Annotated in this window: 24 protein-coding genes and 1 riboswitch; of the genes, 14 read left to right on the top strand and 10 right to left on the bottom strand. The window is 67.4% G+C overall.

The annotated features are described in order from the left end of the window. Positions 1 to 78: 78 nt before the first annotated feature. The gene (locus C560_RS0103885; protein WP_026537203.1) at positions 79 to 798 is read left to right on the top strand and encodes an endonuclease/exonuclease/phosphatase family protein; all 720 of its coding nucleotides are present in this window, start codon (positions 79 to 81) and stop codon (positions 796 to 798) included. Between the two features lie 57 nt (positions 799 to 855). Here the strand turns inward: C560_RS0103885 and C560_RS0103880 are convergent, their stop codons facing one another. From C560_RS0103880 to C560_RS0103865, 4 genes are all read right to left on the bottom strand, one after another. Further along, on the bottom strand, positions 856 to 1968 hold the full coding sequence (locus tag C560_RS0103880; RefSeq protein ID WP_026537202.1) for a phosphoesterase: 1113 nt from the start codon (positions 1966 to 1968) through the stop codon (positions 856 to 858). A gap of 154 nt (positions 1969 to 2122) precedes the next feature. Then, positions 2123 to 2590, bottom strand: coding sequence for an SRPBCC family protein (locus tag C560_RS0103875; RefSeq protein WP_026537201.1), 468 nt, complete (start codon positions 2588 to 2590; stop codon positions 2123 to 2125). A 48-nt stretch (positions 2591 to 2638) separates the two neighbouring features. Then, positions 2639 to 4309, bottom strand: a complete 1671-nt coding sequence (locus C560_RS0103870) for a DUF5671 domain-containing protein (protein ID WP_081801611.1) — start codon at positions 4307 to 4309, stop codon at positions 2639 to 2641. Next, positions 4306 to 4818, bottom strand: coding sequence for a hypothetical protein (locus tag C560_RS0103865; RefSeq protein WP_026537199.1), 513 nt, complete (start codon positions 4816 to 4818; stop codon positions 4306 to 4308). Before C560_RS0103865 ends, C560_RS0103870 begins: the two co-directional genes overlap by 4 nt. 104 nt (positions 4819 to 4922) lie before the next feature. Between C560_RS0103865 and C560_RS0103860 the strand changes: the two genes are divergently transcribed. Continuing rightward, positions 4923 to 6377 carry a DUF5129 domain-containing protein gene (locus C560_RS0103860; protein WP_026537198.1) on the top strand — a complete coding sequence of 485 codons (1455 nt, stop codon included), beginning with the start codon at positions 4923 to 4925 and terminating at the stop codon, positions 6375 to 6377. An 82-nt stretch (positions 6378 to 6459) separates the two neighbouring features. On the opposite strand, the gene C560_RS0103855 is transcribed toward C560_RS0103860, so the two are convergent. Next, positions 6460 to 6654 (bottom strand): DUF1918 domain-containing protein, encoded by a 195-nt coding sequence (locus C560_RS0103855; RefSeq protein WP_043422568.1) that lies wholly within the window; start codon positions 6652 to 6654, stop codon positions 6460 to 6462. A 295-nt stretch (positions 6655 to 6949) separates the two neighbouring features. Here C560_RS0103855 and C560_RS0103850 point away from each other — a divergent pair, with 295 nt between their 5' ends. From C560_RS0103850 to C560_RS0103840, 3 genes are read left to right on the top strand one after another with little or no spacing between them, the layout of a single operon-like run. Further along, on the top strand, positions 6950 to 10144 hold the full coding sequence (locus C560_RS0103850) for an efflux RND transporter permease subunit (RefSeq protein WP_231494256.1): 3195 nt from the start codon (positions 6950 to 6952) through the stop codon (positions 10142 to 10144). After that, positions 10141 to 10608, top strand: a complete 468-nt coding sequence (locus C560_RS0103845; RefSeq protein WP_026537195.1) for a hypothetical protein — start codon at positions 10141 to 10143, stop codon at positions 10606 to 10608. Before C560_RS0103850 ends, C560_RS0103845 begins: the two co-directional genes overlap by 4 nt. 1 nt (position 10609) lies before the next feature. Next, positions 10610 to 13750, top strand: a complete 3141-nt coding sequence (locus C560_RS0103840; RefSeq protein ID WP_026537194.1) for an efflux RND transporter permease subunit — start codon at positions 10610 to 10612, stop codon at positions 13748 to 13750. A gap of 12 nt (positions 13751 to 13762) precedes the next feature. Here the strand turns inward: C560_RS0103840 and C560_RS0103835 are convergent, their stop codons facing one another. After that, positions 13763 to 14866, bottom strand: a complete 1104-nt coding sequence (locus C560_RS0103835; RefSeq protein ID WP_231494255.1) for a serine hydrolase — start codon at positions 14864 to 14866, stop codon at positions 13763 to 13765. A gap of 153 nt (positions 14867 to 15019) precedes the next feature. On the opposite strand from C560_RS0103835, the gene C560_RS0103830 reads away from it, so the two are divergent. From C560_RS0103830 to C560_RS0103810, 5 genes are all read left to right on the top strand, one after another. Next, positions 15020 to 15577: a dihydrofolate reductase family protein gene (locus tag C560_RS0103830; protein WP_026537192.1), complete on the top strand. Its 558-nt coding sequence runs from the start codon at positions 15020 to 15022 to the stop codon at positions 15575 to 15577. 121 nt (positions 15578 to 15698) lie between these two features. Beyond that, complete coding sequence (locus tag C560_RS0103825) at positions 15699 to 16508, top strand: phosphatase PAP2 family protein (RefSeq protein ID WP_231494254.1); 810 nt, start codon at positions 15699 to 15701, stop codon at positions 16506 to 16508. A 2-nt stretch (positions 16509 to 16510) separates the two neighbouring features. After that, positions 16511 to 17254: a DedA family protein gene (locus tag C560_RS0103820; protein WP_026537190.1), complete on the top strand. Its 744-nt coding sequence runs from the start codon at positions 16511 to 16513 to the stop codon at positions 17252 to 17254. 5 nt (positions 17255 to 17259) lie between these two features. Beyond that, positions 17260 to 17937 carry a response regulator transcription factor gene (locus C560_RS0103815; RefSeq protein ID WP_026537189.1) on the top strand — a complete coding sequence of 226 codons (678 nt, stop codon included), beginning with the start codon at positions 17260 to 17262 and terminating at the stop codon, positions 17935 to 17937. After that, positions 17930 to 18937: a sensor histidine kinase gene (locus C560_RS0103810; protein ID WP_026537188.1), complete on the top strand. Its 1008-nt coding sequence runs from the start codon at positions 17930 to 17932 to the stop codon at positions 18935 to 18937. The genes C560_RS0103815 and C560_RS0103810 overlap by 8 nt, the downstream gene beginning before the upstream one ends. Positions 18938 to 19083: 146 nt before the next feature. Here C560_RS0103810 and C560_RS0103805 read toward each other — a convergent pair whose 3' ends face one another. Continuing rightward, positions 19084 to 19773, bottom strand: coding sequence for a hypothetical protein (locus C560_RS0103805; protein WP_026537187.1), 690 nt, complete (start codon positions 19771 to 19773; stop codon positions 19084 to 19086). A gap of 4 nt (positions 19774 to 19777) precedes the next feature. Beyond that, a riboswitch (cyclic di-AMP (ydaO/yuaA leader) is annotated at positions 19778 to 19980 on the bottom strand. Positions 19981 to 20181: 201 nt separating this feature from the next. On the opposite strand from C560_RS0103805, the gene C560_RS0103800 reads away from it, so the two are divergent. Beyond that, entirely contained in the window at positions 20182 to 20430 is a 249-nt protein-coding gene (locus C560_RS0103800) for a hypothetical protein (RefSeq protein WP_231386249.1), read from the top strand. After that, positions 20427 to 21632 carry a cation:proton antiporter gene (locus C560_RS0103795; protein ID WP_026537186.1) on the top strand — a complete coding sequence of 402 codons (1206 nt, stop codon included), beginning with the start codon at positions 20427 to 20429 and terminating at the stop codon, positions 21630 to 21632. Before C560_RS0103800 ends, C560_RS0103795 begins: the two co-directional genes overlap by 4 nt. Before the next feature lie 97 nt (positions 21633 to 21729). Here the strand turns inward: C560_RS0103795 and C560_RS0103790 are convergent, their stop codons facing one another. Further along, positions 21730 to 22449, bottom strand: a complete 720-nt coding sequence (locus tag C560_RS0103790; RefSeq protein ID WP_026537185.1) for a DNA alkylation repair protein — start codon at positions 22447 to 22449, stop codon at positions 21730 to 21732. A gap of 345 nt (positions 22450 to 22794) precedes the next feature. Between C560_RS0103790 and C560_RS21190 the strand changes: the two genes are divergently transcribed. Further along, entirely contained in the window at positions 22795 to 23943 is a 1149-nt protein-coding gene (locus C560_RS21190; protein WP_231494252.1) for a glycoside hydrolase family 16 protein, read from the top strand. Positions 23944 to 24029: 86 nt separating this feature from the next. Here the strand turns inward: C560_RS21190 and C560_RS0103780 are convergent, their stop codons facing one another. Beyond that, positions 24030 to 24683, bottom strand: coding sequence for an aspartate/glutamate racemase family protein (locus C560_RS0103780; RefSeq protein ID WP_026537184.1), 654 nt, complete (start codon positions 24681 to 24683; stop codon positions 24030 to 24032). A 322-nt stretch (positions 24684 to 25005) separates the two neighbouring features. Between C560_RS0103780 and C560_RS21185 the strand changes: the two genes are divergently transcribed. Beyond that, positions 25006 to 25326 (top strand): hypothetical protein, encoded by a 321-nt coding sequence (locus C560_RS21185; protein WP_043422474.1) that lies wholly within the window; start codon positions 25006 to 25008, stop codon positions 25324 to 25326. Between the two features lie 9 nt (positions 25327 to 25335). Here C560_RS21185 and C560_RS0103770 read toward each other — a convergent pair whose 3' ends face one another. Next, positions 25336 to 26109, bottom strand: coding sequence for a glycoside hydrolase family 16 protein (locus C560_RS0103770; protein WP_231494251.1), 774 nt, complete (start codon positions 26107 to 26109; stop codon positions 25336 to 25338). Between the last annotated feature and the right edge of the window lie 36 nt (positions 26110 to 26145).

The following is a 26145-nucleotide window of genomic DNA, read 5'->3' as shown; positions in this document are numbered from 1 at the left end:
CGCGTTGCGTTTGTTCCCACTCGATCCGCTCTGACTGGGTAGACTCGGGTGAGGTTTTAACGACTATTCACCGAAGAGGTGCTCCCCCTGCTTAGAGTCATCAGCTACAACCTCCGCAAGCACGCGGCCAGCGGCGAGCTGGTCGATCTGGCCCGTGATTTCGAGATTGATGCTTTGTGCCTCCAGGAGTGCGACACGGACGATCTGCCCGAAACCATCGGGGATCTGCATCTGGCCGATTCCACCAAGGGCAACCGGCTGGGCCTGGCGATCTATTACCGCATGAGCCGTTTCACCGCCTACGAGACCAAGACCTTCGCCCTCAAGAAGTCCTTGCACGACCGGGTCCTCTCCCCCGCGCACGAGCGGCTCATCGGCACGCGGGTGACCGACAACGAGACCGACCACGGTCTCGTCATCGCATCGTTCCACGCAGCGCCGCTGACGGCGTCCAACTCACTGCGCCGGAACCAGATCCATGCCGCCCACGCCGAGCTGCTCAGCATGGGCGGCGGACTGATGTCCCTGATGGTGGGTGACTTCAACTATCCGTTCTTCACCAAGTCCCTGACAGCGCAGATGAAAGACGCCGGCTACGACCTCACCATGAGTGACCGACGGACCTACACCCGGTACAAAGTCTTCAAGGGCCATTTCGACTTTGCCACGTCCCAGGGCCTCGAGATCGAAAGCGTGGAGACGCTGGCCCGGGGCGCCTCGGACCACCTTCCCATCCTCATCACGGCCGAATATGGCCAGGATGGCAACGGCAACGGTGCGGCACCCGCGCCCAGCTGACGGGCGCTCCTGCCGGGTAGGTCCTGAGGGGTCGGTCGTGCCGGGCGGGTCCTGCCGCTAGGAGCCCGCATTGAAGACGTCCCCGCCGAAGCCGTTCAGCCCAGGCGCCCCGGCGTAGCCGAGGCGCGGGAGCTCAAACGCGTCTTCGATGCTGGCCAGGAGGCTGAAGTGGTTGTAGGCCCGGTCCGACGTCGTGCCGCCTTTCGTGAACGGCGAGAGGACCAGCGCACCAATCCTGCCGCCGGCCGTCCCTCCGGGCAGCAACCCTGAGGGCCCAACTGTCTTGCCCTCGGACTCGTCGAAGGTGATGACCAGCATCCCGTCCTGCCGGAAGGCCGGGGAGTCCAGGATGGCCGGGACCTGCTGGCTCAGCCAATGGTCTGCGGTGGCCAGTCCGCCTGCGCTGCCATCGACGCAGGGGTTGTCGTGGCCGTCATTGCAAAGATTGGGCGAGATGTAGGACAAGTTCGGGGTGGTGGCTACGGACTGGAGGTCGCCGCGGAGTTCGCTGAAGTCCACCACATTGCTCTGGCAGTCCGGTGACGAGGTGATGGCCTGGAAATACACGAACGGGTTGTGCCGCGTTGCGTATTGGTCCCCCACCTTGGCGCCCTGGCTGGTGTCCTGCCCGCCGAGTTCGGGATGCCGGCACGGCGTGCCCATGTCTTCCATGTAACCCTTCCAGGTCTTGCCGGCGGCGCTGAGCTGCCCGGCGACCGTGGGGACCGAGGCCGGATAGACGCAGCCGGTGCCCTCCGCCAAGCCGAACGCGCCGGTCCCCGTCAGCTCAAACGCGGCGTAAGTAGGGCAGTCGGCGCGGGTCATCGCGTTGGACGCCTGCCCGGAGATCTGGGCAAGGTAGTTCGGGTTCGAATTGTGGGCGATCCCGTAGTACTTCGAAAGCAGGACGCCCTGGCTGCGAAGCGTCTGCGACAGGTAGGGGGCCTCAGAACCTGCGCCCCACACCTTGTTGTAGCCCTTGTTCTCGAGATTGATGACGAACACGTGCCCGGGCTTCGACGCCGCCCCCGTGGTGGCCGTGCCCCCGGCCGTGGGACCCGGGTTGCTCCCCGGCGGCGCCGGCTCGCACGCCGCTGCCGACACCAGCAGGACTGCTGCAGCAAGCAGCGCGGCGATTCGCCGATGAGTTTTCGTGGCAGTCCGGCTCATGGATTCCGGCTTTCTGATTGACCGATCAGCGTGGCCTTGGCGGCTTCAGTGTTTGCACTCTTTCACACCGCGGTCAAGAAAACCCGCGAGGCCCCTGCACAGTTGCTGGGAATGAGTTCCGTCGTGAATGCTGCGGTGGCCCCGGCGGCTACGCTCAGGCCTTTCGCTGTGCGACGGCGCCGGCCAGCGAGGCCAGGCCCTTTTCGAAGTCGGCGCCGACCATCTTGTCCATATTCATGAACAGGGCAAAGACCTTGCCGACGCCCTTGTTCTCCCCGGTCATCGTCCAGGTGACCAGAGTGCCGTCACCGGAAGGCGTGAACGTGAAGGAAGTGGGGTTGACCGCTTTGAAGGGCTTGGTGAACTCCAGACGGATCTTGATGTTGCGCGGCTCGGCGGTGTCCACGATTTCCATCGTGCCGGAGCCGGCCTTGCGGTTCCCGCTCCAGGCGTACTTGGCGCCGACCCCGGATTCGGTGCCGGAGTAGCTCCGTTCCATGGCAGGATCAACTGACTCCCACGGCGACCACTTGGTCCATTCGCGGAAGCTGTTGACCAGCGGAAAGATGTCCTCGGCCGGTGCGGGAATGACTGCGCTGCGGGTAACTTCGTAGGTAGACATGCCGCAATCCTAGGGGGTGATCGGCCCCACCGGGCGCAGACAGGCAGGTCAGCCCTGCAGCGGGATTACCTCAATCCCCCCGTGCTGATCGGCAACGACCAGGACACGGGCCGCCGCCACACCCTCCAGTGCGGCCGCCAACCGGTTCTCCGGGGACCCGGCATCGCCCGCGGCTTCCCCACCGGCAGCGCCGGCAACGCCGGCAGCACTGGCAGCAGCACCAGCAGCGCCGTCGGCCCGCTTCCACACGGTGACGCCGGCCCCGGTGACCTCGTCGATGACGCGCCGCAGCGGTGCGGGGTCGGATCCCGCCACGAGGAACACGTGGCCGATGGTTCGCGGACGGACCGGACCGGCCGCGGCAAGTACGGCGCGGTCCTGCCGCCACACGGCAAAGTGGTACCCGAACACGAGTCCCGTGGCGACCAGAAGCCCCAGGGGTGCGCGGATCCGGTCCACCAGGCTTCCACCGCTGACCTCGCCCAGGAAGAACTCGAACATCCGGAACCCGATCACCAGCAGCGTGACCACCGCCACCACCGCGCTCAGGCCGAACACGGCCACCAGGTAGATCCGTCGCGCGTTCAGTCCGGCGCCGGTCGCCGCCGGCTGCTCCACGGGACGCCACGCAAGCCACCAGACCGGCCCGCCAACCAGGAGCGAGCTGATTCCCGCAAGCAGCAGCGTCCGCGCCCCGGCGCCGGCCAGCGGCGTCGCCGTCATCGCGAGGACCGAGTTGACGATCACGCCGATCCCGGACGCTGCCGCGACCAGGGCGACGCCGGAGGTCACCAGCCTGCCGCCCTGCAGCGTTGCCTCTGTGCGCCCGCGCGCGATGTTGCGGTGGTAGACCCAGACGAGGCAGCCGATGGCGGCCGCGGACACAGCCGGCGCGAGGGGCTCCAGCAGGAGCTCCAGCGGTTCGGAACGGTCGAACAGCAGGCGAAGGACCACGAAGAGCGCGACGCCGGCTCCGCCCAGGGTGAGAATGCCGGCGCCGAGCACCCCGACCGTGATGAGCGCGACGTCGGCCAGCCCGGTCTGCAGCCTCCGGCCGCCGTCGTGCTTCCAATGCCACCACCAGATAATGGTTCCGCCGACGGCCCAGACCAGGGATTGCAGCGCCGAAACCCACCACGGCTTGCCCACCGACACCTCAGTCGCGGCTCCCCGCAGGGCGGCATCCAGCAGTGTGGATAGGGCTGAGACGGCGCCGCCCACGCCCAGCACGAGCCCCAGCACCGAGCCGAGCACCGTGGGGACGTCGGCCAGGTCTGTCGGATTCTTCCGGGGGTTATGCCACATCCACCGGTGCCAGGCCCAGACCGCGGCCCACACCAGACCGGTGGCCAGCGACAGCCGCCATTCCAGCCCCTGCCCGCCGATCAGCGAGGACAGAGAGTTCAGCACGTTGGTGGCGGCGATGAGCAAGGCGAGCAGGTAGGCGCCAGCCAGGTAGAGACCCCAGCCGATGGCGGACCGCTCCTCCGGGTCGTCGAGCCGCCGCCATACCGCCCACCACAAGAGGGCAGCGAGCGGCCCGCCAATCAGGGCGAAAGCCAGCGAGCGCGCGAGCCCGGCGACGTCGTCCGAGGCCAGCTCCGTCCCCGCCACCAACAGGCGGCCCAGCAGTCCGCTGAGCCCGACGGCGGTGATCACCACCAGCGCGAACAGCAGCGCGTAGGTGATGAGCCGGCGCACAGTCCGTTGGGCGCTCACTGCTTCACCTGGCCCGGGCACACTGTCAGCTGCCAGGGTGCGGCGTCGATCAGCCAGCCGTTGCCCGACCGAACGAGGTCGAACGCGTCCTCCACCTGATATTCGGCGCTGCCGAAGGGGCCGCCCGGCTCGGAAACAGTGACGAGCACCCTCACGTCCGCGGATTCCGGCCGCTCGGTGGTGGATACCAGCGTGACGCGCAAATTCCGGGCCGTGGGGCGGGCGTCGGGTGTGCACTTGCTCCGGGCGGCTGGCGTCAGGTAGGCGGAGGCGGCCGCTTCATCCCCGGCAATGACGGCGGCGGCATAGCGCTGTGCGACGCCGGCGGGCGTTGACTCGGCCAGGGGCGCAGGTTCCCCGCGGGTGAAGACAACTGCCAGCGCGATGATCACGATCACCGCGATCGCGGCCAGGATGGCCAGCAGGGTCCGGTCGGGCCTGGTGCGGCGCGGCTCCCCCGGCTTCTCCGGGCCGGGTTCCTCCGGCGGTCCTTCAGGCTGCGGGCTCATGCCGCAAGTATGGACGCCGGTCCAGCGCACGGTCACGATGTCTTTCGTCCCCTTTCCGCGGCGTCCGCGTCGACGCAGCCGAAGCCAGCCACTACGCTCGGAAAATGGGATTCATGCGCAAAGCCCTCGCCGCTGCGGTTGTGCTGATGGCCGGCCTTCTCGGCGGGGCCCCCGCGGCGCTCGCCGTGACGCCGACCGCCGTCGTGGTTGAAGACCGCGCCGGGGTATTGGACCAGCGGACGCTGCTGCCGGCGGTACAGGCCACCGACTTTTATGAGCCCACCAAAGTTGCGGTCTACACGTACAACGGCACGGCCGCCGACAATCTGAACGAAGAAGTCCTGAGGTTCGCCCGCACCGAACATCCCGAATGGATCAGCGCCGACGGGCAGAAATGGGCAGACGGGCTGTTCATCTTCGCCCTCGACCCGGTGGGCCGGCATGTGGGGACGTACATGGGCGAGGACCGGAAGGTCTCCCTTGAACAGCGCGAGGACATCCAGAACGCCGCCAAGGAGCTCCTTCGCGATGCGCAGTGGACCGAGGGCACCATTGCCGGGATCCGCCGCGGTGCCGAACTCATCAACCAGCCGTGGTACCGGTCCACGGCTTTCCTCGTCACAGCCTGGGCGGCAGTGGCCGCCGCAGTCTGCGCAGCCGCGGCATGGCTGATCGTGCGGTGGCGGACCAGGGTGTCCAGCCGGAAGGAACTGGCCCGGGGCGACGCCAGCTACGCCAATGTCAGCATGGACCTGCAGGTGACCGAGCTCAACGCCAGCACTATTCCCGAGTCATCCCGGTACGGGGGCACGGTGCTCGAAAAACACCGCACATTCGTGAACCACTACGGTGCAGCCACCGAACTATCCAACCAGGTACACGCCCTCAGCAGCCGGGACCTGAGCCGCCGGCCCAACCTCAAACTGGTCCGGAGTTACGCCGACACCGCCGCCGAACTCGACGCGCTGGACGACGTGATCGCCGATACCAATGCCTTGCTCAACCGAGGCTCGTCCTGGCCTGCCGCCTGGGACCGCCAGCTCGCGCCGTTCCGCAGTGACCTGGACGGCGTGGAAGACCTGCTGAGCCAGCGCCGCGCCGAGGGAACCTCAGCGACGGCGGCGGCCCTGAGGTCCTTCCGCGACGAAAGCCGCCGTGACATGGAGCGCTGGTCGGCGGAACTGGCGGACGGCTCAATCACACCCGAAACGGCGCTGGACCGGTTGCGTGATGCCCGGACCCACCTCTCGGAGCTGTTGAAGGAGCACGCCGACACCCTGATCCAGGCCTTTGCCCGCAATGATAAGGAAGCCGGGCTGATGCGCGAGGAAATGGACAGCGCTCAGGCGGGAGCGAAGGCACGATACGGCCGCACATACGAGCCAAGCATCCTCGGAACGGTGTACCCGTCCTACTACTTCTTCTCAGTCCCGAGCTTCAACACCGGCTTCACCAGCGGCGTCAGCAGTGTCAGCAGCGCGCGCGGCGGCGGCACCACCACCGGGTACGGGTCCAGCGGCGGAAGCTTCTCCGGGTCCGGGAGCTCATCAAGTTTCTAAGGCCACGTTTCCGGGGCCCTACTCCTTGGGGCCTAACTCCTGGGGCCCTTACTTGGAGCCTTACTCCTAGGGGCCCGAACTCCTAGGGCCCGGTCCCGGGCCGTTCGACGACGAAATCACCGCCGGGAAACATGATCGTCTCGTGCCCGTCATCGAACCTGACGAGGTACGGCGGCGCCCCATCGGCGCCCCTGACCTCAAGGATCAATCCGTGCCGGTCCGTGGACTCGACCGTGGTCCCCCGGATGACGATGCGGTCCCCTGCGACTGCCTTCATGGCCACCACCTGTATCCCTATTGACGCCTGCGTGCCCGAAGATCATTATGACTCTTGACGGTGGGGGGCGCCATGGCCTTGGATCGAGGAACCGTGCCGTGAACACCATCCGGTCATTTTCCACAGCAGAAAAAACATTCAGCACCCATTTCTCCGAGTTCGGCTCCGCCGCCGGACCGCGTCGCCCGACCTCCTCGCTTCCCGGGCTCGTCGGTCCGGGCCACCGGCGACGCCGTCCCGGTGGTCGCCACTCCGCGGGCCCGGGCAACATCATGGAGTTTGCGGGGTACCGGCCATGATGAGTGCAATCGTGCGCTGGACTCTGCAGTTCAGGCTCTTGGTCCTGGCAGCGGCCGCGGGAATCCTCGCCCTCGGGCTCACCAGCCTGCCGAGCATGTCCGTGGACGCCTTCCCGGAATTTGCCCCGCCCCAGGTGGAGATCCAGACCGAAGCCCTGGGACTGTCGGCCGCCGAGGTTGAGCAACTCATCACCTCACCCATGGAAGCCGACCTGCTGAACGGGGTCGCCTGGGTGGAGGCCATCAGGTCCAAATCCGTCCCCGGCCTGTCCTCGATCCAGATGGTTTTCAAGCCGGGAACGGACCTCCTTCGCGCACGCCAGCTGGTCTCGGAACGGCTGACCCAGGCACGCGCACTGCCGAACGTTTCGGCGGCGCCGGTGCTGATGCAGCCGCTGTCCTCGACCAGCCGGGTCATGATGATCCGGCTGACCTCCAAGGACATGTCGGCCATCGACATGTCCGTCCTGGCCCGCTGGACCATGAAGCCCGGGCTCCTGGCCGTGCCGGGCGTCGCCAACGTGGCGATCTGGGGCCAGCGCGACCAGCAGCTCCAGGTCCTGGTGGACCCGGCGCGGCTCGAAGCCAAGGGCGTCACGCTGGACGAAATTATCAAGACGACCGGCAACTCCGTGTGGGTCTCGCCACTGAGCTACCTGGAGGCATCCACACCCGGCACCGGCGGCTTCTTCGAGACGGGCCACCAGCGGATCGGGGTCCAGCATGTCCTGCCGATCACCACACCGGAGGACCTGGGCCAGGTCCCCGTCCAGGGTGCGCCAGGCCATCTCCTGCTCAAAGACGTCGCCACGGTGTCAACGGATCACCAGCCGCTGATCGGCGACGCCCTGCTGAGCAAGGAAGCCGAGCTGTTGCTGGTCATCGAGAAATTCCCGGAGACCAACACGATGGACGTGACCCGGGGCGTTGAAGAGGCCCTGCACGCCCTCCAGCCCGGCCTGCCCGGCGTCGCGATAGATACCAGCGTCTACCGGCAGGCGTCGTTTATCGACGAGGAGATCGGGACGCTCGGCGCCGCCCTGCTGGTGACGCTGCTGCTCATTGTCGCCATGTTTGGGGCCTTCTTCCGATCCTGGCGCACCGCCTTGATCAGCCTCATCACGATCCCGGTGTCGCTGACCGCGGCGGCGCTGGTGCTCGATGGGCGCGGCACCGGGATAAACACCATGGTCATGGCCGGCCTGGTGCTGGCCCTGGCGGTCATCGTGGGAGACGTCGCGGAAGACCTCAGCGGCATCGCCCGGGCACGGAGGGCCGAGACCGGGTCCCGCCGCGAACCTTCCGACGGCGGGACGGAGTCTACGCCGGCACAGGATAGGCAGCCGCGCGATTCAGTGATCCCGGCCGCCCTGCGGGCAGCCCGCACACCAATGCTCTACTCACTGCTGATCATGGCTTTGGCCCTCACGCCCGCGCTGTTCATCCCCGGTGAGAACGGTGCCCTGTTCGGACCTCTGGTCCAGAGCTACCTGATTGCCCTGGTTGTCTCGATGATCATCGCCCTCACGGTCACTGCAGCCCTCGCGTTCGTCCTTCCGGCGGCATCCAAGGCCCCGGAGCGGCGGTCCCTCCGGCGGCTTGAAGGCGCGTACGGCAGGTATGTGAAGCGTTTGGCAGGGAAAACCCGGTGGGTATTCGCCGCCGCCGCGGTGGTGGCGCTGGCCGGACTGGCGCTCGCTCCCCAGCTGGCCGGAACCCATCCCGTGGTGCCCGTCCTGGCGGACAAGACCCTGGTGGTGCACTGGAGCGCGATAGCCGGCACCTCGGACCAGGAAATGAGCCGGATCACCGAGGCAGCAGCCGACGAACTGCGCACGGTGCAAGGGGTGGCCAACGTTGGAGGACACATCGGACGCGCGATCACCTCCGACCAGGTCGGCGACGTCAGCTCCGGCGAGCTGTGGGTGACCGTCGCCCCGGACGCCTCGTACGCCGACACGGCCGCCGCCGTCGACCGCGTGATCGCCGGCTATGCGGGCCTGACCAGCAAAGTCTCCACCTATCCGCAGGAACGCATCGACCAGATCCGGGATGAAGCCGACAGCGGCTTCGCCGTCCGGGTCTTCGGACTCGACCCGGCGATCCTGCGGCAGAAGGCGGCGGAGGTCCAAACAATCCTGGAGCACACGGCCGGGGTGGCCAATCCCCACGTCGACCTGCCCGCCGAACAGCCCATCGCGGAAGTCAAGGTGGACCTCGCCGCGGCCCAAAAGGCCGGCGTCGTCCCCGGCGACGTCCGCCGCGCGGCCGCCGCCCTGCTGCAGGGCATTGAAGTCGGCAACCTTTACGAACAGCAGAAAGTCTTCTCCGTCATTGTCAAGGGCGCCGCTGCCACCCGCAGCAGCCTGGACAGCGTCCGCAACCTGGTCATCGACACCCCGAACGGCGGCCACGCCCGCCTCGGCGACGTCGCCCAGGTGACCATGGTCGGGAATGAATCCGTGATCCTGCACGATGACACCTCGCGCCGCATTGACGTGAAGGCCGACGTCCAGGGGCGGCCCCTGGGCGACATCCAGCGTGACATCAACGCGGCCCTGCAGCAGATGCAATTCCCGATGTCCTACCACGCCGAGATTCTCACCCAGTACGCCCAGCAGCAAAGCAATTACCAGTGGCTCTGGCTGCTCGCGGCGGTCGCCGCGGCCGGCATCCTGGTCCTGCTGCAAACAGCGACGGGGAGTTGGCGGCTCGCCGCCCCGCTCTTCCTGGGCCTGATCCTGGCACTGTCCGGCGGCGCGCTCGCCGCCCAGGCCACCGGCGGCGTCAACGCGCTGGTCGCCCTGGTCGCCTTCGCCGCAGTCCTGGGAATCGCCGTCCGCGGCGCCCTTCTGCTGGCAGGCCACGTCCGGGGCCTGCGGGAAACAAATGCTTCGGCCCCCTGGCAAGCGCTGGTGGTCCGCGGAAGCAGGGAGCGGCTGGGACCTGTCCTGATGTCGACCGTGATAACGGCGCTGGCGCTGGTGCCCCTGGTCCTGCTGGGCGGGGTCGTCGGAACGGAAATCATCCTGCCGCTTGCCGTGATCATCTGGGGCGGCCTGCTGACAACAACCTTCTTCACGCTGTTCGTGGTGCCCGCTGTGCTGCTTCGGTTCGAGCCCCAGCAGGCACCCAGCCCGCCGGCCGGCCAAGGCACCGCCGCACCAGCTGAAAGCCGGGATGCGTCATGAACTCCACACTTTCGCCGCGGGGCAACAAGGTCGCGGTTTTCATCGTTGCGCTGATCGTGACGGTGTTTACGGCGCTCTCGGCCACAGGTTGCGCCCAGGCGCCGGAGGCCGCACCGTCCGAAGGCGAACCGGCGGAGATCGCTGAAGTCCCCGGCACGGATCTTCACCGGCTCACCCTCACCGACCACGCCGTCGAACGGGTCGGGATCGCGACGGCGGTGACCGCAGTGGACCCCCAGACCGGGAAACTCACTGTCCCCTACGGGGCCATCCTGTACGACAGCTCGGGCAAGGCATGGGTCTACACCAACCCTGAGCCCCGGGTCTACGTCCGCCAATCCATCACGGTCCAGCGCATCAACGGCGACGTTGCCGTCCTGACGGACGGGCCGCCGGCAGGGACCGTGGTAGTCACCACAGGTGCCGCGGAACTTCTCGGCACCGAATTCGATACGGCCGAGTGACATGCGCTGGCTCATCGGGATCAGCCTCCGTTTCAAGACGGTTGTAGTCGCCCTCGCATGCGCCGTGATGCTGCTGGGTTCCCTGCAGTTGGGCGCCGCATCCGTGGATGTCTTCCCGGAATTCGCCCCGCCACGGGTGGAAATCCAGACCGCATGCCTCGGGTTGACGGCCCAGGAAGTCGAAGAGCTCGTCAGTGTGCCGATCGAGGCCGCCGTGAGCGGCATGCCGGGCCTGGACGAGATCCGGTCCAAGTCCGTACCCCAGCTGTCCTCGATCGTGCTGCTCTTCCATCAGGGCACTGACCTGCTCAACGCCCGTCAGCTCGTATCGGAACGGATGGCTTCGGTGACCGCGGCGCTGCCCACGTGGGCGGCCCCGCCGGTGATGCTGCAGCCGCTGTCCGCGACCAGCCGCGTGATGAAGATCGGGATGACGTCGTCGGAACATTCGCTCATCGAAATGTCCATGCTGTCCTACTGGACCATCCGGGCCCGGCTCCTGCGGGTCCCCGGGGTGGCCAACGTGGCCATCTGGGGCGAGCGGCTCCAGATGCTGCAGGTCCAGGTGGAGCCTGCCAAGCTCAAGGCCCAGAACGTCTCCCTGAACCAGGTCATGGAAGTCACCGCCGGAGCCCTCGACGCCGGGCTGCTGAAATACTCGCCCGGACGCTTCATCGGCACGGGCGGCTTCATTGACAGTCCGACCCAGAGGATGGGGATCCGCCACGTCCAGCCGATCCAGACGCCCGCGGATCTGGCCCAGGTGACCATTCGGGAAAAGAACGGCGTGGCGCTGCATCTGGGCGACGTTGCCCAGGTTGTCGAGGACCATCAGCCGCTGATTGGTGACGCCGTGATCAACAACGGCCACGGGCTTATGCTGATCGTCGAGAAGCTGCCCTGGGGCAACACACTGGACGTGACCAAAGGTGTAGAGGAGGCCCTCCACGAGCTGCAGCCGGGTCTGAGCGGCATCAACTTCGACACCACGATCTTCCGGCCCGCCAGCTTCGTCGAGGAGGCGATCTCAAACCTCAGCGTCGCGCTGCTGCTCGGCTGCCTGTTGGTCGTCATGATCCTCGTCGCGTTCCTGTTCCAGTGGCGCACGGCCCTGATCAGCATCGTCGCCATTCCCTTGTCCCTGCTTACGGCCGCGCTGGTGCTCTACTTCACGTCCAGTGCCATCAACACGATGGTCCTGGCGGGTCTGGTCATCGCCGTGGGAGTGGTGGTGGATGACGCGATCATCGACGTCGAGAACATCATGCGCCGCCTACGGCAGCGGCGCGCCGCGGGCAGTGATGAATCTGCGGCATCGGTGGTTTTGAAAGCCTCCCTGGAGATGCGGAGCCCGATCGTCTACGCGACCCTGATCATTGTGGTCGCCGCCGTACCGATCTTCTTCCTGGAAGGGCTGACCGGCGTCTTCTTCCGGCCGCTGGCCGTCTCCTACACCCTGGCCGTCCTGGCCTCCATGCTCGTGGCGCTGACAGTGACGCCGGCCCTTGCCCTGATTCTGCTGGGCAACGCCAAACTCGAAGAACGCGATGCGCCGCTGGTCCGGGTGCTCAAACGCGGCTACCACGCCGCCTTGTCCAAGGCCATGAACCGGCCCCGGTTCGGTTACGCAGGCTTTGGCGTTCTGGCGGTGGTGGGCCTGGTCCTCGCTCCCCTGATGGGTTCGTCCCTGTTCCCCACGTTCAAGGAACGGGACTTCCTGATGCACTGGATCTCCGAACCGGGAACCTCTGCCGCCGAAGAGTTCAGGATTTCCCAGCGCGGCTGTGAGGAATTCCTCAAGGTCCCCGGGGTCCTGAACTGCGGCACGCACATCGGGCAGGCATTCGCCGCGGACGAGATCGTCGGTGTCAATGCCGGCGAACACTGGATCAGCATCGACCGCCACGCTGACTACGACAAGACGGTGGCCGCTGTGGAGGAAGTGGTCAACGGCTACCCGGGGCTGCACCGTGACGTCCAGACCTATCTGAAGGAGCGGATTGAAGAGGTCATCACCGGCGCCAGCGAACCCATCCTCGTCCGCGTCTACGGTGACGACCTCAACGTGCTCCGGGAACAGGCGCAACGGGTCAAGACCCTCATGGACTCGATCGAGGGCACCGAGGACCCGCATGTCTCCCTGGAGGTGGAAGTCCCCCAGATCGCCGTCACGGTTAACCTGGCCGCGGCGCAGAAGTACGGCCTCAAACCGGGCGACGTCCGGCGCGCGGCCGCGACACTCGTGGCAGGCGAGGAAGTCGGCGACGTCTTCCGGGACGGCCGGGCCTACGACGTCCAGGTCTGGAGTACGCCGGCCACCCGTTCCTCCGTCACCAGCATCGAGGATCTGCCCATCGACACGCCCAGCGGAACGCGGGTTCGCCTCGCCGACGTCGCGGACGTGAGCCTACAGGCGACGCCGAACCAGATCGACCGCACCAACGGTTCCCGCCGTGTCGAGGTGGGATCCTTCCTGGCCAACGGAGCGGACCTGGGAACCGTGGTCGGTGAGTTGAAATCGCGGCTGGAGAGCCTGGAGCTCCCCACCGGCTACAGCGTGCAGCTGCTCGGCGAATACACCGAACGCGAGGCGGCAACGAACCGTCTGATGATCTACTCCGCGGCGGCACTTGTGCTGATTCTCCTGCTGCTGCAGGCGTCCTTCCGCAGCTGGCGGCTGGCAGTCCTGTCGCTGCTGACGCTGCCCGTAGCCCTGGTGGGCGGGGTCATAGCCGCCTACATGACCGGCGGCGTCCTGTCCCTCGGGTCCCTCGTCGGCTTCCTCACGGTGATGGGGATCGCTGCGCGCAACGGCATCCTGCTGATCAACCACTGCCAGCATCTGGAAACCTATGAAGGCCAAACCTTCGGCCGCGCCCTGGTGATGCGCGGGGCGGCGGAGCGGCTCTCGCCCATCCTCATGACTACCCTGGCCACCGGGCTGGCCCTGGTGCCCCTAGTGGTCATGGGCAACATCCCGGGCCATGAAATTGAACACCCCATGGCCGTCGTCATCCTGGGCGGGCTGGTCACCTCCACCCTGCTCAATCTGTTCATCGTGCCCTCCCTCTATCTCCGGTTCGCCAAGTCCAGGAAGACCATCGAGAGGGAACGCGCTGCCGCCGGGCCGGCGACCGTCTGACGGCAGCCAGACTCAGAACAACGCGGCGGTCACAGTCCGGGTGAGCTGCTGAATGATCTGGGTGCGGGGGCCCATATCGGAGTAATTCTTGCCCCGGGTGTACACGACGAACACGAAGGCCCGGCCGTCCTTGTCCAGGACGGCCGCGTCATGCAGGTTTCCGAACAGCAGTCCGTACTTATGGTGAACCCCTACCCCGGGCGGAACCGCAGGCGGGATCAGTGTCTCAAAGTTGGTGTTCTGCATATAGGACAGGAGCTGGGCGGTGTTACGGGCATTGAGCAGCTGTCCCGTGTAGAGCAGCTGGAGGGTCCTGGCCATTTCTGCGGGCGTCAGCAAGTTGACCGTGCGGTCGTAGGTGATCCCGATCGACGCGGCGTATTCCGTGATGCCCCGCTGGCCGACCGCCCGCAGGATCAGCGCCCACGAATCGTTGTTGCTCTGCTGGACCATCTGGCGGATCTGGGCGCCGGCCGTCGAGGCGCCCATCCGGGCGGTCAGCGAGGCGCGGCCGGTTTCCACGAGGTGGTAATACGCCGACGCGGCCAGGATCTTCGCCGTGCTGGCGGCCACAAACTTGCCCTGGGCCCCATAGCCGTGGACCACGCCGTCGGAGACATCGATCAAGGACACCCCCAGCGCATAGGCGCTGTTGGCCGCGATGATCCCGTTGATCTGGCTGTCCAGTTCAGGGTCAATGGCCGGGACCGCGACGGCAGGCACGGCGGGGACCTCAGCCGGTTTCCCGGCGGCCGCCGAGACGGTGCCCGCCACGGGCGAAGCAGTTGCGGGCAGGTCAGATGCCGGCGGAACGTTCCGGCCGGCATCGGCGACCGGCGCCGTCGCCGCAGCGGCCGGCGGGTCAGAAGGCAGCCCTGCCTGAACGCCCGCATAGACGCCGCCGGCGGCTACAAGGGCAAGTGCGACGGCGGCCGCCATCAGATACTGCCGCCGGCTCCTCCCCTGCTGCCGGATCCTCACCTCACGCCGGGCAAGGGACCGCGGGCCGGGCTGGGACCCGTCGCTTGCCCGGTGCCCGCCGGAGCGGTAGTGGCGCGGCGTCGGCTCAGGCATCCGGACCGGCCCCGTGCTGTTGTTCGAATCGTTCGCAGGCATCGTACTTCCCCGAAGGTGACTGACCGCGGTGGGGCCATAGACTTCCAGCATTCTTCCCGCTTGCGGCATCCCGCGCAAGGGCACGTATCCGGGAACAAGCGGTTCTGCCATCCAAAGCCGCGGCGTACTGTGGAGAAAACGTGAGGAGCGGAGATGCGAAAAATCGTCCTGGCCATGCAGGTGTCCCTCGACGGATTCTTCGAGGGCCCGGACCGCGACATCAGCTGGCACATGGTCGACGACGAGCTGCACCGCCACTTCAACCAACAGTTGAGCACCATGGGCGCCTTCCTTGACGGCCGCGTCACGTACGAGCTGATGGAAGGGTTCTGGCCCACCGCGGACAAGGACCCAGCCGCCGGCCCAGTGATCGCCGAGTTCGCCCGGATCTGGCGGGACATGCCCAAGATCGTCTACTCCCGGACGCTGACATCAGCCGACTGGAACACCACCGTAGTCCGGGATGTGGTGGCGGAAGAAGTGCTGGCCCTGAAGGCGCAGCCGGGCGGGGACCTGGCCCTCGGCGGGGCAGAACTGGCCGATACCTTCCGGCGGCTCAGGCTGATCGACGAATACTGGCTATACGTCCATCCGGTACTGATTGGCCGGGGCAGGCCACTGTTCAAGGCTGCGGACAGCAGAGCCCAGCTCCGGCTGCTGGAGACACGGGCTTTCAGCAACGGAGTGGCGCTGCTGCGCTATGCCGCGTAGCCGGCGCGGCGGCCCCCTGCGGCCATCTCTGCTCCACTTTCTTAAGCATTTCTTAAACGGCTGACGGAAGAGTGGAAGTTGTCGCCTGTCCGGGCGCCCTTGTCCCGAGCCGGAGGATCCCATGACTGGACCTGCCCCTGTTAAGCGCGATACGCCGCCGGGCGGTGATGGAGCACTGAGCCGCAGTGGAGTACTGCGCCGTCCCGACGCCTTGCCTCCCACCGCGGGGCCCCGGCTGTGGGCCCTCCCCCAGATCCGCCACTGGCTGGTGCTGGGCATTCTGCTGTCCGCCGCCGTCGTGGCGCTGGGCGTGGCGGCGCAGCTGACCCCCGGCTTTAGCGCCGCCGAGCTCGGGATCGATCAGGACCTAAGCCATCACCACGCCGCCGCCCTGACCGCCGTCGCGATGGCCCTGAACGTTGTGTTTGGCCCGGTGGCGGGCCTCGCGCTGATCGGCGCCACGGCGCTGTCCATCTGGCTGTTCCGCGGCGGCCTGCCCAAGGCGGTTGCTTTCGGCCTCGTGGCATCATCCGGCTGGGTGGCGAGTGAAATCTTCAAGCTCATCGTGGCCCGCCAGCGGCCCAACCCTGCCCTGCTGTTCGATCCCCTGGCGCCGGAAACGGGTTCCAACAGCTTCCCAAGCGGCCACGTGTCCTTTGCGGTGGCACTGGGATTCGCAGTGTACTTCCTGGCCCGCGGAACCCGCTGGGCCAAGGTCACGGCCGCCGGGGCGGCGGCGGTGGCCCTGATCGTAGCCTGGTCACGGCTGTATATCGGCGTCCATTACCCCACCGACGTCGCGGCGTCATTCCTGGCTGCGAGCGCAGCCGTGGTCTTGCTCGCGGGACTGTGGAACCGTGGTGCGCCGCGGATGGCGGATTGGCGTCGGGTGACGTCCGGCGGCCGGCCGCTGGGCGCTGAGGGGAAATGATAATGCCCGCCCTCAACGTTCTTGCCGTCCTTCCGGCCGCCCCCGCCGCCGGAACACCGTCCCTGCTGGACCCGGCAAGCCTGCTCGCCGGGTTGGGCCCAGCCGCCTTGGGTGTGATCGCCCTCATGGTCTTCATCGAATCGGGCGTGCTCTTTCCCTTCCTGCCCGGCGACTCCCTGCTGTTCACCGCAGGCCTTCTGCACCAGCAGCTGCAACTGACGTTGCCCGTGCTGATCGGCGTCGTCACCGCGGCCGCGGTCGCCGGGGACCAGGTCGGCTACATGCTCGGACGGAAATTTGGCCGGCGCTGGTTCAAGGACGACGCCCGGATCCTGAAGACAGCGCACCTGACCACCACGGAGGACTTCTTCCGCCGCCACGGCGGGGCCGCCGTCGTGCTGGCCCGCTTCGTCCCCATGGTCCGGACGTTTGCTCCCCTGACCGCCGGGATCGCGCGCTATGACTACAAATCCTTCACCCTGTGGAATATCACCGGCGCCGCGGCATGGGCGGCCTCCGTGACGATGCTTGGCACCTGGCTGGGGCACTTTGACATCATCGCCAGGAACATCGACGCCATCGCCGTGGCCATGGTGCTCGTCTCCGTCGTGCCGGGGGTGGTGCAGCTCCTCAAACGCCGCCGCAACTCCCGCGGCGCATCCGCATCCGCAGCCAACGCCGCCGGCGACACGGCGGAGGAACCCGGGGGCGGACGGCGGACTGAGGAAATGGCCGCGGAAGAATAGCTGACATGACTTCCGCTGAGCTTCCCTCCCTGCTGCTCGTCGAGGACGACGCCGTCCTGGGACCGCTCATCGCCGAGCTCCTGGACCCCGACTACCGGGTCCAGTTGGTCACCAACGGCCGCGATGGCCTCCACCAGGGGCTGACCGGGAGCTGGGACGTCATGGTCGTCGACCGCGGGTTGCCCGCCATGGACGGCATCGCCCTCATCACGGCTTTGCGGTCGAAAGGCATTGCCACGCCCATCCTGATCCTGACCGCACTGGGCGATCCCGACGAAAAGGTCAGGGGACTGGACGCCGGCGCCAACGATTACGTGACCAAGCCGTTCGACGCCGGCGAGCTGGCAGCACGCCTGCGCGCACTGACGCGCTCCTTCCCTCCCCCGGCCCCGGCACCGGTGGCGATCGGGGACTGGGAACTGGACCCGACGCAGCGCTCCGTCCGTTCCATCTACGGGCAAACGGTGCCGCTGACCGCGAAGGAAGGCCAACTGCTGGCAGCCCTTGCCGCGGAACCGGACCGCGTCTTCACCCGGGACGAGCTCCTCGCGGCGTGCTTCCACGCCTCGGAGCAGCCCGGCGTGATCGATACCTATGTCCATCACCTGCGCCGGAAGATCTCCAAAGCCGTGGTCCGCACGGTGCACGGCCTCGGATACCAGATCGGCGATGCTCATGAGTGACGGCCGGCCGGCCGGCGGAAATCCGGACCACTCCGTCCTGCGCAAGGCCTCCCTCAAGGTCGCGCTGCGGATCAGCGCCGCGTGCGCGGTCATGGTTCTCGGGCTGCTCGCCGCCACTGCGCTGTACCTCACGAACCAACTGGCCCATCCTGAAGTGCCGCGTTCGGCGGCGGCCGGGGCGGCCTACACATACCTGGATTCCAAGGATGTCCTCGAAGCCATGATCATCGCCGGAGTGGCGGGAATCCTGCTGGCCGGCATCGTCGGGTGGCTCAGCGCGCGCAGCGCCATCCGACCCCTTAGTGAGGCCCTGGCCAGGGAGCGGCGTTTCGTCCAGGACGCGAGCCACGAATTGCGCACCCCGTTGACCATCTTGGACACCAGGATCCAGCTGGCCCAGCGCAACACTGTGCCCGGCTCCAAGCAAAGCCAGGACCTGGCCCGGATCCGGGAGGACGCCGCGACGCTGACCGGGATTGTCAACGAACTGCTCCTCGCGGCTACCGCGGAGGCCCCGGCCCACTCCGCACCCCCTGCCGACCTGGCCGATGCTGCCGCCGGCGTCGCCGTCAGTCTCCAGCCGGTGGCAGAGCAGCGGAAGGTGCGCCTGGAATTCTCTGCCGATGCCCGGCCGCTGGCCCGGATCGAGAAGAACGCGCTGCGCCGTGCCGTGCTGGCCCTGGCGGACAACGCCCTGGCCCACACGCCTCCGGGCGGCCGCGTGTCCATCATGACCTCAATCGAGCAGAAGCGCGCCGTGATCACCGTGGCGGACTCGGGGACCGGAATTACCGGCGTCGATCAGGCCCGGATCTTTGACCGGTTCGTGCGGACGGCCGGCACCGGCACCTCACAGGGACAGCGGAGCTTTGGCATCGGGCTGGCCTTGGTCCGGGAGATTGCCGTCGCTGCCGGGGGCACTGTCGAGGTGGCCGCGACCGGGGACGAGGGAACGGTCATGAAGTTGACGCTTCCGCTCAGTGCGAGCGGGAATCCCTGAGGATCCTGTGCCGGAGAAAGGCGGTGCCGCCGGGAGCCCGGACCCCCAACATGCAGAGACAGGAAAGACCGGCGATCGATTTGCCCCCAAGGGAAATCGACCGCCGGTCTTTCCGGACTGTCTGGCCCCGGTCGGGGCCATACGGCTTAGGCGCGGACGAAGGTCACGCCGCCGGTCGCGGTGAGCCACGACAGCGGGTGCACCATGGTCTGGTTCTTGCCGTTCATGCCGCCGCTGACCACCTGGCCGTTGCCGGCGTAGATGCCGACGTGGCCGGACTGGACCACCATGTCACCGGGCTGAGGCGTGGCCACTACGGCTCCAAGGCCAAGGAACGCGCGGGGGCCGATGTCGCCAACGGGCTTGCCCGCGGCGCCAAGGGCCTTCTCCACCATGGCGGTGCAGTCCTGGGTGATGCCCACCTGGCTGTAGGCGGCCGAGAGCATGATGGCGTTGCGTCCGCCGGCAGCGGGCGCCGCGGCCGGCGCTGCTGCCGGAGCGGCCTGCACCTGGACGGTCGCCTTGGGCGCTGCCACCGGGGCTGCAGCGGGCGCTGCCGCCGGGGCTGCAGCGGGAGCCGGAGCCGGAGCAACGGGCTTCTCGATGACCGGCGCGGCAACAGAATCCACTGCGGGGCGCTCGAAGCTGATCTTGACGCTTGAATCGGCGCTGACGGGGGCGCTGACCTGTCCGGTGACGTCGATGTTCGACGCCGGAGCGGAGTCACGCTGCACGGGGGCGGTGGCGGCGTTGGCGGCCATTCCGCTGGTCAGGACCAGGCCGGATGCGGCGGCGAGGACGGCGGCATGGCGCGCAAAAGTATTGACTGAAGTCATGATTGTAGCCTCTCCCAATGCCTGCGAGGTGAGCTGTCGGATTCGGATGGGAGGCACCCGGCCGCACTCCCGGGCCCGTCGTGGCGGGCACTGTGCGGCTTCACCCCAAGACCTGCATATCAGCAGGTCAAAAGTGGTTTCCCCGTCTCTGCCGGACGTTGATGCGAGTTACCCCCGGGCCGCGGCAGAGTTAGGCAATCGGCTGGGGAGCGCCCGTATCGGAGACAACAGGCACTCATCAACCGTAGCGCGAACCGCACCCGAAAGTCACATTCAGGTAACGGAGGCGGTGATGCCGAGCCGCAATTTGCCCATAGGGCGGCGCCGTTTCCGAACATAGGATGATGCCATCAGCACCACCGGAAGCGGAGGCCCGAAATGAACAGCCATTGTGTCGCCATCTGCCAGTTGAGCACTCAGCCCCAAGAGGATTTCGACGTCAACACCGAGCTGCTGATCCTGGACGGCGGGGACGTCCATGTGAGCACATGGGACGCGGAACCGCGCGACGGGGGCTTCGACGAGCACGTCCTGAATGACCGGGTGGACGCGCTCGGGTACATGGTTGTCAACGACTGGGCCTTCCTGGACGGGAAGGCCTACGCAGTAGTGGAACGGCGGTCGGGAACGGTGCCGGCGGGCCGCGGCGAACCGTGACCTTCCTGTCCCTGGCGCTGATCGCCGTCATCGCCCTGGCTGGCCCCCTGCTGGCCCTGCCCGTGCGCTGGCACTTGCCTGTCATGCTGGGTGAGCTGCTGGCCGGCATCGCGATCGGGCGCTCAGGCCTGGCCCTTGTGGACCCCGCGGATCCGACATTCACCCTGCTGGCCAATATCGGCTTTGCGCTGATGATGTTCGTGGCAGGCACGCACGTTCCCGTGCGGGATCCGCACATCCGTGGCGCCCTCGGGAAGGGCTCGCGCCGGGCGATTGTGGCCGCAGCGGCAGCGGTGGTGGTCGGAACCGGCATCGGGCTGCTGTTCGGGACTGGACATGCTCCCCTCTATGTCGTGCTGCTGGCGTCTTCGTCGGCCGCCCTGGTGCTTCCAATCGTCGATTCCCTGCGCCTCGGCGGGCCAGATGTCGTGGACATGACAGCGCAGGTGGCAATAGCCGACACAGCCTGCATTGTGGCGTTGCCGCTCCTGGTGGATCCGCCCCACGCAGTCCAGGCGGCGCTGGGCGTCCTCGTAGTGACCGGGTGCGCGGTGGGGCTCTTTGTCGGCCTGAGCTGGCTGGAGCGCCGGGGAATCCGCCGGCGCGTGCACCGGCTCTCGGAAAGCCGCAAGTTTGCCCTGGAGCTGCGGATCCAGCTGGCCGTACTGTTCACCCTGGCCGGTGTCGCAACGTGGAGCAATGTTTCTGTGATGATGGCAGGCTTTTCCTTCGGCCTGGTGATGGCTGCCGTCGGCGAACCGCGGCGGCTGGCCCGGCAACTGTTCGCGCTCAGCGACGGCTTCCTGGGTCCGCTCTTCTTCGTCTGGCTGGGTGCCTCGCTGACGCTCAGGGACCTGGCCGGCCACCCTGACATGATTGCCCTCGGCCTGGCACTGGGGGGCGGGGCCGTGCTGGCGCACGCCGGCCTGGCTTTCCTGGGACTCCCGCTGCCTCTCGGGGTGTTGTCGGCGGCCCAGCTTGGCGTACCGGTGGCCGCGGCGAGCATCGGCACGCAGCTTCAGGTCCTGCTCCCGGGCGAGGCCGCGGCCCTGCTGGTGGGAGCGCTGGTCACCATAGCCGCGGGCGCCGTCGCCGGGTCACGGGCGGCGAGGACGTTCGCGCTGCCGGCAGGTGCCGGCGGCAAGTCCGGGGATCCCGGCAGCACCGTCGGGCAGGGCGATCCTGGAGATCCGAAGGCCTGACAGTCCGGATGTCTGCATGTCCGACGTGCCTGAGTGCCTAAGTGCCTGAGTGCCTGAGTGCCTGAACCAGCCGATCCGGCGGCGAAGGTCCGGTTCGTCATGCCCCGACGGACGTGAATTGCAGTTCCGGCCTCCGCTTTGCCATCTCCGCCAGGACCCGGGAGACCGCGTCCCGGACAGCCAGTCCGTCGGCGTCGAACTTCCCGCCAGGCTCGCCGAGCACCGCGTTGGCGTGCCGGACAAACCTGTCCCAGTCCCCCGCGCCCGCGCGCAGCGCCAGCAACGGCGAGAGCAGCGCGGCCCGGCGCAGCCAGACATCCGGCTCGCGCACCCATCGGTCCAGCACGCTGTCGGCCCGTACCCTGGCCAGAACATTGAGTCCGTCCACCAGGGGCCCGACGACGTCGACGGCGAGCGGATCCACAAGGTCCGGCACCCGCGCCTGCCGGATGAACCCCTCCAGCCGGGTGAGGTCGGCGTTGGTCAGCAGCTTCACGTTGTTCTGCAGCAGGACCACGGCGGCCAGCCGGCGCTCGAAAACCGGCGCTGCCCGCAGTTCCGAGCCGTCCAGGTCGGAGCCCTCCAGTTCCGGGCCCCACAGTTCGGAACTCAGCGCAGCGACCTCATCACGGGAGAGTCCGGGATAGCGGCGGCCGGCATCGCGGACCGTGCCGCGCACGGCACCCACGGAGGTGCCGTAGAACCGAAGGCCACTGCCCGCTGGCTCCGTTTCCAGCCGCGCCTGCAGCTGCTCAGCGCGGCGCCAGGATGCTTCCCGCTGCAGGGAGCGGTCGATGAATTCGCCGGGTTCACTCACGGGTCCATTCTTTCCCCTCCCAGCTCACAGCCGAAACGCGGTGCCAAGCCGTCCTGAACGGCGGGCGTGGACCGTCCAGATCCCCCGCCGGCCCTGCCTGGCAGGTCACCACTATCTGCGCGGGAGGTTTGCGGGCTGAGGTAACGGTCCGGTAACGTTGGCCGCTGGCCGTGAGGCCCGGCCCGAATGCAGGGCCCCGGACCGCCCCTTCGCAGGGCCCCGTTGCGCCGTTCGGCGTCTGCTCGCCCGTGCCTTGCGGCCGGGGCCGGATGAAACTTTCCGCACTATCCGCCGCCCTGGCAGCGTCGGTTGTGTGTGCCAGCCACGAAAGCCCGGAGGGGTCCGTTGTTCAAGAAACCGCTGTTCAATAAATCAAGGCTCAATAAGTCAACGCTCAATACATCAACGTTCAAAGATGCACGGCCGAAGGCACGCCTGTCGGCACCACAGCTGAACAAGGTAGCGATTGCGCTGAGCCTGGGAGCGCTGTCCCTGACCGGCTGCAGCGCTGGCCCCACGTCCGGCGCCGCAGCCGTTTCCCCGGCCACCGAGGCCGCTCATTCTGCTGCGGACTCCACGTCCTCGGCGGCAACCCAGGCCTCGCATCCTGCCGTGAAAGCCACGGCCTCGGCGGCCGCAACGCCGAAGCCGGCGGCCCCCTCGGCCCCCAAACCTGTTTCCGGCACGGCCGCTGCACCTGTGGCCCCCGGAGCCGGTGCGGCACCTGCACCGGCCGCCACGGCAGTCGCCCCGGCAACTGACGCACAGGCGGCAGCCGCTCCGGCACCGGTAACGGCGGCCGCCGCGCCCGTCGCGGCCCAGGCCGCCGTCGCCGCGACGGGCGACGGGTCCCAGGCCGCCACGGCCCGGGGCTGGGGTGCGGTTGTTGCGGGTGACGAGTTCTCCAAGGCGGGCGCCCCCGACTCCACCAAGTGGAGCGTCTTCAAGGGGTCCGGACATGCCGGCAAGGGTGTCAGGAGCCCGCAGGCGTGGTCAGTCGCCAATGGCGTGGCAACCGTCAGCGGTGACTCGGCCGGCACCACGGGCGGCATGTCGGCCAAATTTGCGCAGCAGAAATACGGCAAATGGGAGACGCGCATGCGGACCAACGCCCGCGACCCCGAGTACCACCCCGTGCTGATCCTGTGGCCCAACAACAACACCTCGCCCAACTGCGCCGAGATTGACTACGCCGAGGGCAGCACCAACACCACGCAGATCAAGTTCTTCCTTCACTACGCCTGCGGCGGCTCGAACTTCCAGACCACGGCGGCCAAGACGATCGACACCACCCAGTGGCACAACTACGCAGTGGAGTGGACTCCTGCCGGCATCACCGGCTACATCGACGGCGTGAAGACCTTCTCCGACACGAACCCCGCGCACCTGCCCTCCGTGGGCATGCATCAGACGTTGCAGCTGGACTGGTTCCCCGACGGATCGGCCACGAAGCCTTCACAGATGCAGGTTGACTGGGTCCGCGTCTACAAATAGGACCGACACCAGGCAGCCCCGCGCCCTGTTGCGGCGCGGGGCTGCCCTGGCGTTGGCCGCTGGTACGCCGCCACAGATGGCAGGACTCAAACTTCCTGAAGTTCCCTGGCGAGAACCGCTGAGACGAGCATCGAACCGGCCGCCGTCACGGCGTCGATCACCGGAACCCCGAGCCGGCGGCGGAGCACGTCCGCCATGCCGATGCTGCTCAGGCCCGTGCTGGCCTGGACGATCACGTCGGCACCGGCGTCGACCAGCATGTGGGCCGCAGCGAGGGCGTCGAAGATCCCGGCAGGCATGAGGAACGCGTCGGGTGTTTCGACCCGCCCCTGCCCGTCAATGAGCAGCATGCGGTCGCCCAGCGCATCCGAGATCGGGCCCGGTACGTGTGCGCCGAGTCCCAAAACTCCAATCCGGCCGCCGAAGGTCAGAGCCGCGGCCGCCGCCGCGGAGCCCGCCCCGATGACCGGGATATCCACGGCTGCCCGTGCGGCGGCCAGCCCGGGGTCGGACGCACAGCTGATAATCAGGGCGTCGGCGTCCCCCGCCATGTCCCGCGCCAACTGGGCAACCTTGGGTGCCGCAGACTCGAGCGACGCCTGGTCGTAGACGCCGGACGGCTGGTCCGGAATACAGCGCGAGGTGACGGTAAATCCGAATGCTTCCCGGAGGAGTTTCCCGTGGGCGTGAAGCAGGCGTCGGTCCGACGTCGTCATCACCCGGATCAGTCCAACACGCATGGCGTACTACCTTTCGAACGGAATGCTTGGTGCGAAGCTACCCGGCGAGTATTTCCGCGTCTTTTCGGGCAGATGACCAACACAAGCGCTGCAGCGGATACGCCCCGTGGCGCCAGCGGCCGTTAGCATTCCGCGGGCAGCGGCGACGTGACGTGTGCATGAAACTTGGCGAAAACTTCGCTCCCGTGTGGTGTTGGTGGCCCGGCGTCGTTGTAGGTTTGTCACGGTGGCCCGTCTTAGGACCCGGGTGCAGTACCCGGGATTGGGGGAAGGCGGCAGGCCGGTTCCGGACTCAGCCGGAACGTTGACCAAAGGAATAGCCATGTCGGTGGAGCCGTCGTCCACTCCAGGACGCCTCGAAGAACAGAATCCCGAGAACCTGGTATCCGGTGCGGAACATGCCGCATCTGCCGCCGGAATCCGACATCAGGCCGCCAGGATCATTGACGCCGTCCTGGACGACACTGCCCCGGAACAAACCCGCGCACGGGAACTGCTGCGCCAGCAGTTGGCTGCGCATCCCGGACATCCGGAACGGGCCCTGTTGGAGCACCTTGCGGCGTTGAAGGCTTTTGACGGGCCCCGCGAAGGGACGTCGGAGGCTGGCGGCCCGTTCCGGCCGGAATTTGCCTCCGGCGAGTAAGCGCAACGCTCACTTGTAAACGCGGATCCAGTCGACCTGCATCTGGCTGGGTTTGGTGGGCGTGCCGTTGGGAAACCAGTCCAGTTGCACTGTTTGGTGCATACCCACCGTGGGCTGATGCGCCGGGTTCGTGTCCGCAAACCACAATGACCCATCGAGGTATCCGGTAATTCCGGCGGGGGTCCACTCGACTGCATAGTTGTGCCATTGCGTCGTGTCGAGCGTCCGGGCTGCCCGGGTCTGGAAGCCCGGTCCGCTGCAGGCGTGGTGCAGGTTGAACCTGATCAGAGTGGTGTTCGCAGTGCCTTCCGCATAGTCGACCTCGGCACACGTGGGTGAACTGTTGTTGTTCGGCCACAGGATCAGGACCGGATGGTATTGCAAATCCCGCGCACTCGTTTTCATCCTGGCCTCCCAGCGGCCGTACCGCTGATTGGCAAACTTGGCGGACATTCCTCCCGTGGTGCCTGCCCCGTCGCCGCTGAGGGTCACGACGCCGCCGCCCACTGCAAGGGCATTCGGACTTCGGATCCCCTTGCCCGCGTGCCCCGGGCCCTTGTAGACCTTCCATTTCGCCGGGTCAGGCGGCCCTGCATAACTAAACTCATCCCCGGCCACCACCGGTCCCCAGCCGCGGACGACGGCGGCCTGGGTCCCGTCGGAGGCGAGCGTCACGGCCGTGGCGACTTCGGCGGGCCGGTCCATGCCCGGCGCGGCGCCGTAGCAGCCGAGAGTCAACGCGCCCGCCGCGGCCAGGGCCGCCGTCGTTCGTCCTACGGTCATCGTGCCTCTATCCGGTCGGGAGGCATCTCCGGGCCC

The organism is Arthrobacter sp. 9MFCol3.1 (assembly GCF_000620385.1).
Lineage (GTDB): Bacteria > Actinomycetota > Actinomycetes > Actinomycetales > Micrococcaceae > Arthrobacter.
Note: the sequence above shows the minus strand (reverse complement) of the source record. Positions and strands in the feature narration are given on the sequence as shown.

Bases quoted from the DNA above. Each gene is read 5' to 3' on its own strand.
- C560_RS0103830 (WP_026537192.1), top strand. From the start codon at position 15,020: ATGCGAAAAATCGTCCTGGCCATGCAGGTGTCCCTCGACGGATTCTTC.
- C560_RS0103850 (WP_231494256.1), top strand. From the start codon at position 6,950: ATGATGAGTGCAATCGTGCGCTGGACTCTGCAGTTCAGGCTCTTGGTC.
- C560_RS21185 (WP_043422474.1), top strand. From the start codon at position 25,006: ATGTCGGTGGAGCCGTCGTCCACTCCAGGACGCCTCGAAGAACAGAAT.
- C560_RS0103780 (WP_026537184.1), bottom strand. From the start codon at position 24,683: ATGCGTGTTGGACTGATCCGGGTGATGACGACGTCGGACCGACGCCTG.
- C560_RS0103855 (WP_043422568.1), bottom strand. From the start codon at position 6,654: ATGAAGGCAGTCGCAGGGGACCGCATCGTCATCCGGGGGACCACGGTC.
- C560_RS0103875 (WP_026537201.1), bottom strand. From the start codon at position 2,590: ATGTCTACCTACGAAGTTACCCGCAGCGCAGTCATTCCCGCACCGGCC.
- C560_RS0103845 (WP_026537195.1), top strand. From the start codon at position 10,141: ATGAACTCCACACTTTCGCCGCGGGGCAACAAGGTCGCGGTTTTCATC.
- C560_RS0103805 (WP_026537187.1), bottom strand. From the start codon at position 19,773: ATGACTTCAGTCAATACTTTTGCGCGCCATGCCGCCGTCCTCGCCGCC.
- C560_RS0103835 (WP_231494255.1), bottom strand. From the start codon at position 14,866: ATGCCTGCGAACGATTCGAACAACAGCACGGGGCCGGTCCGGATGCCT.
- C560_RS0103880 (WP_026537202.1), bottom strand. From the start codon at position 1,968: ATGAGCCGGACTGCCACGAAAACTCATCGGCGAATCGCCGCGCTGCTT.
- C560_RS0103860 (WP_026537198.1), top strand. From the start codon at position 4,923: ATGGGATTCATGCGCAAAGCCCTCGCCGCTGCGGTTGTGCTGATGGCC.
- C560_RS0103770 (WP_231494251.1), bottom strand. From the start codon at position 26,109: ATGACCGTAGGACGAACGACGGCGGCCCTGGCCGCGGCGGGCGCGTTG.
- C560_RS0103815 (WP_026537189.1), top strand. From the start codon at position 17,260: ATGACTTCCGCTGAGCTTCCCTCCCTGCTGCTCGTCGAGGACGACGCC.
- C560_RS0103810 (WP_026537188.1), top strand. From the start codon at position 17,930: ATGAGTGACGGCCGGCCGGCCGGCGGAAATCCGGACCACTCCGTCCTG.
- C560_RS0103865 (WP_026537199.1), bottom strand. From the start codon at position 4,818: ATGAGCCCGCAGCCTGAAGGACCGCCGGAGGAACCCGGCCCGGAGAAG.
- C560_RS0103825 (WP_231494254.1), top strand. From the start codon at position 15,699: ATGACTGGACCTGCCCCTGTTAAGCGCGATACGCCGCCGGGCGGTGAT.
- C560_RS0103840 (WP_026537194.1), top strand. From the start codon at position 10,610: ATGCGCTGGCTCATCGGGATCAGCCTCCGTTTCAAGACGGTTGTAGTC.
- C560_RS0103820 (WP_026537190.1), top strand. From the start codon at position 16,511: ATGCCCGCCCTCAACGTTCTTGCCGTCCTTCCGGCCGCCCCCGCCGCC.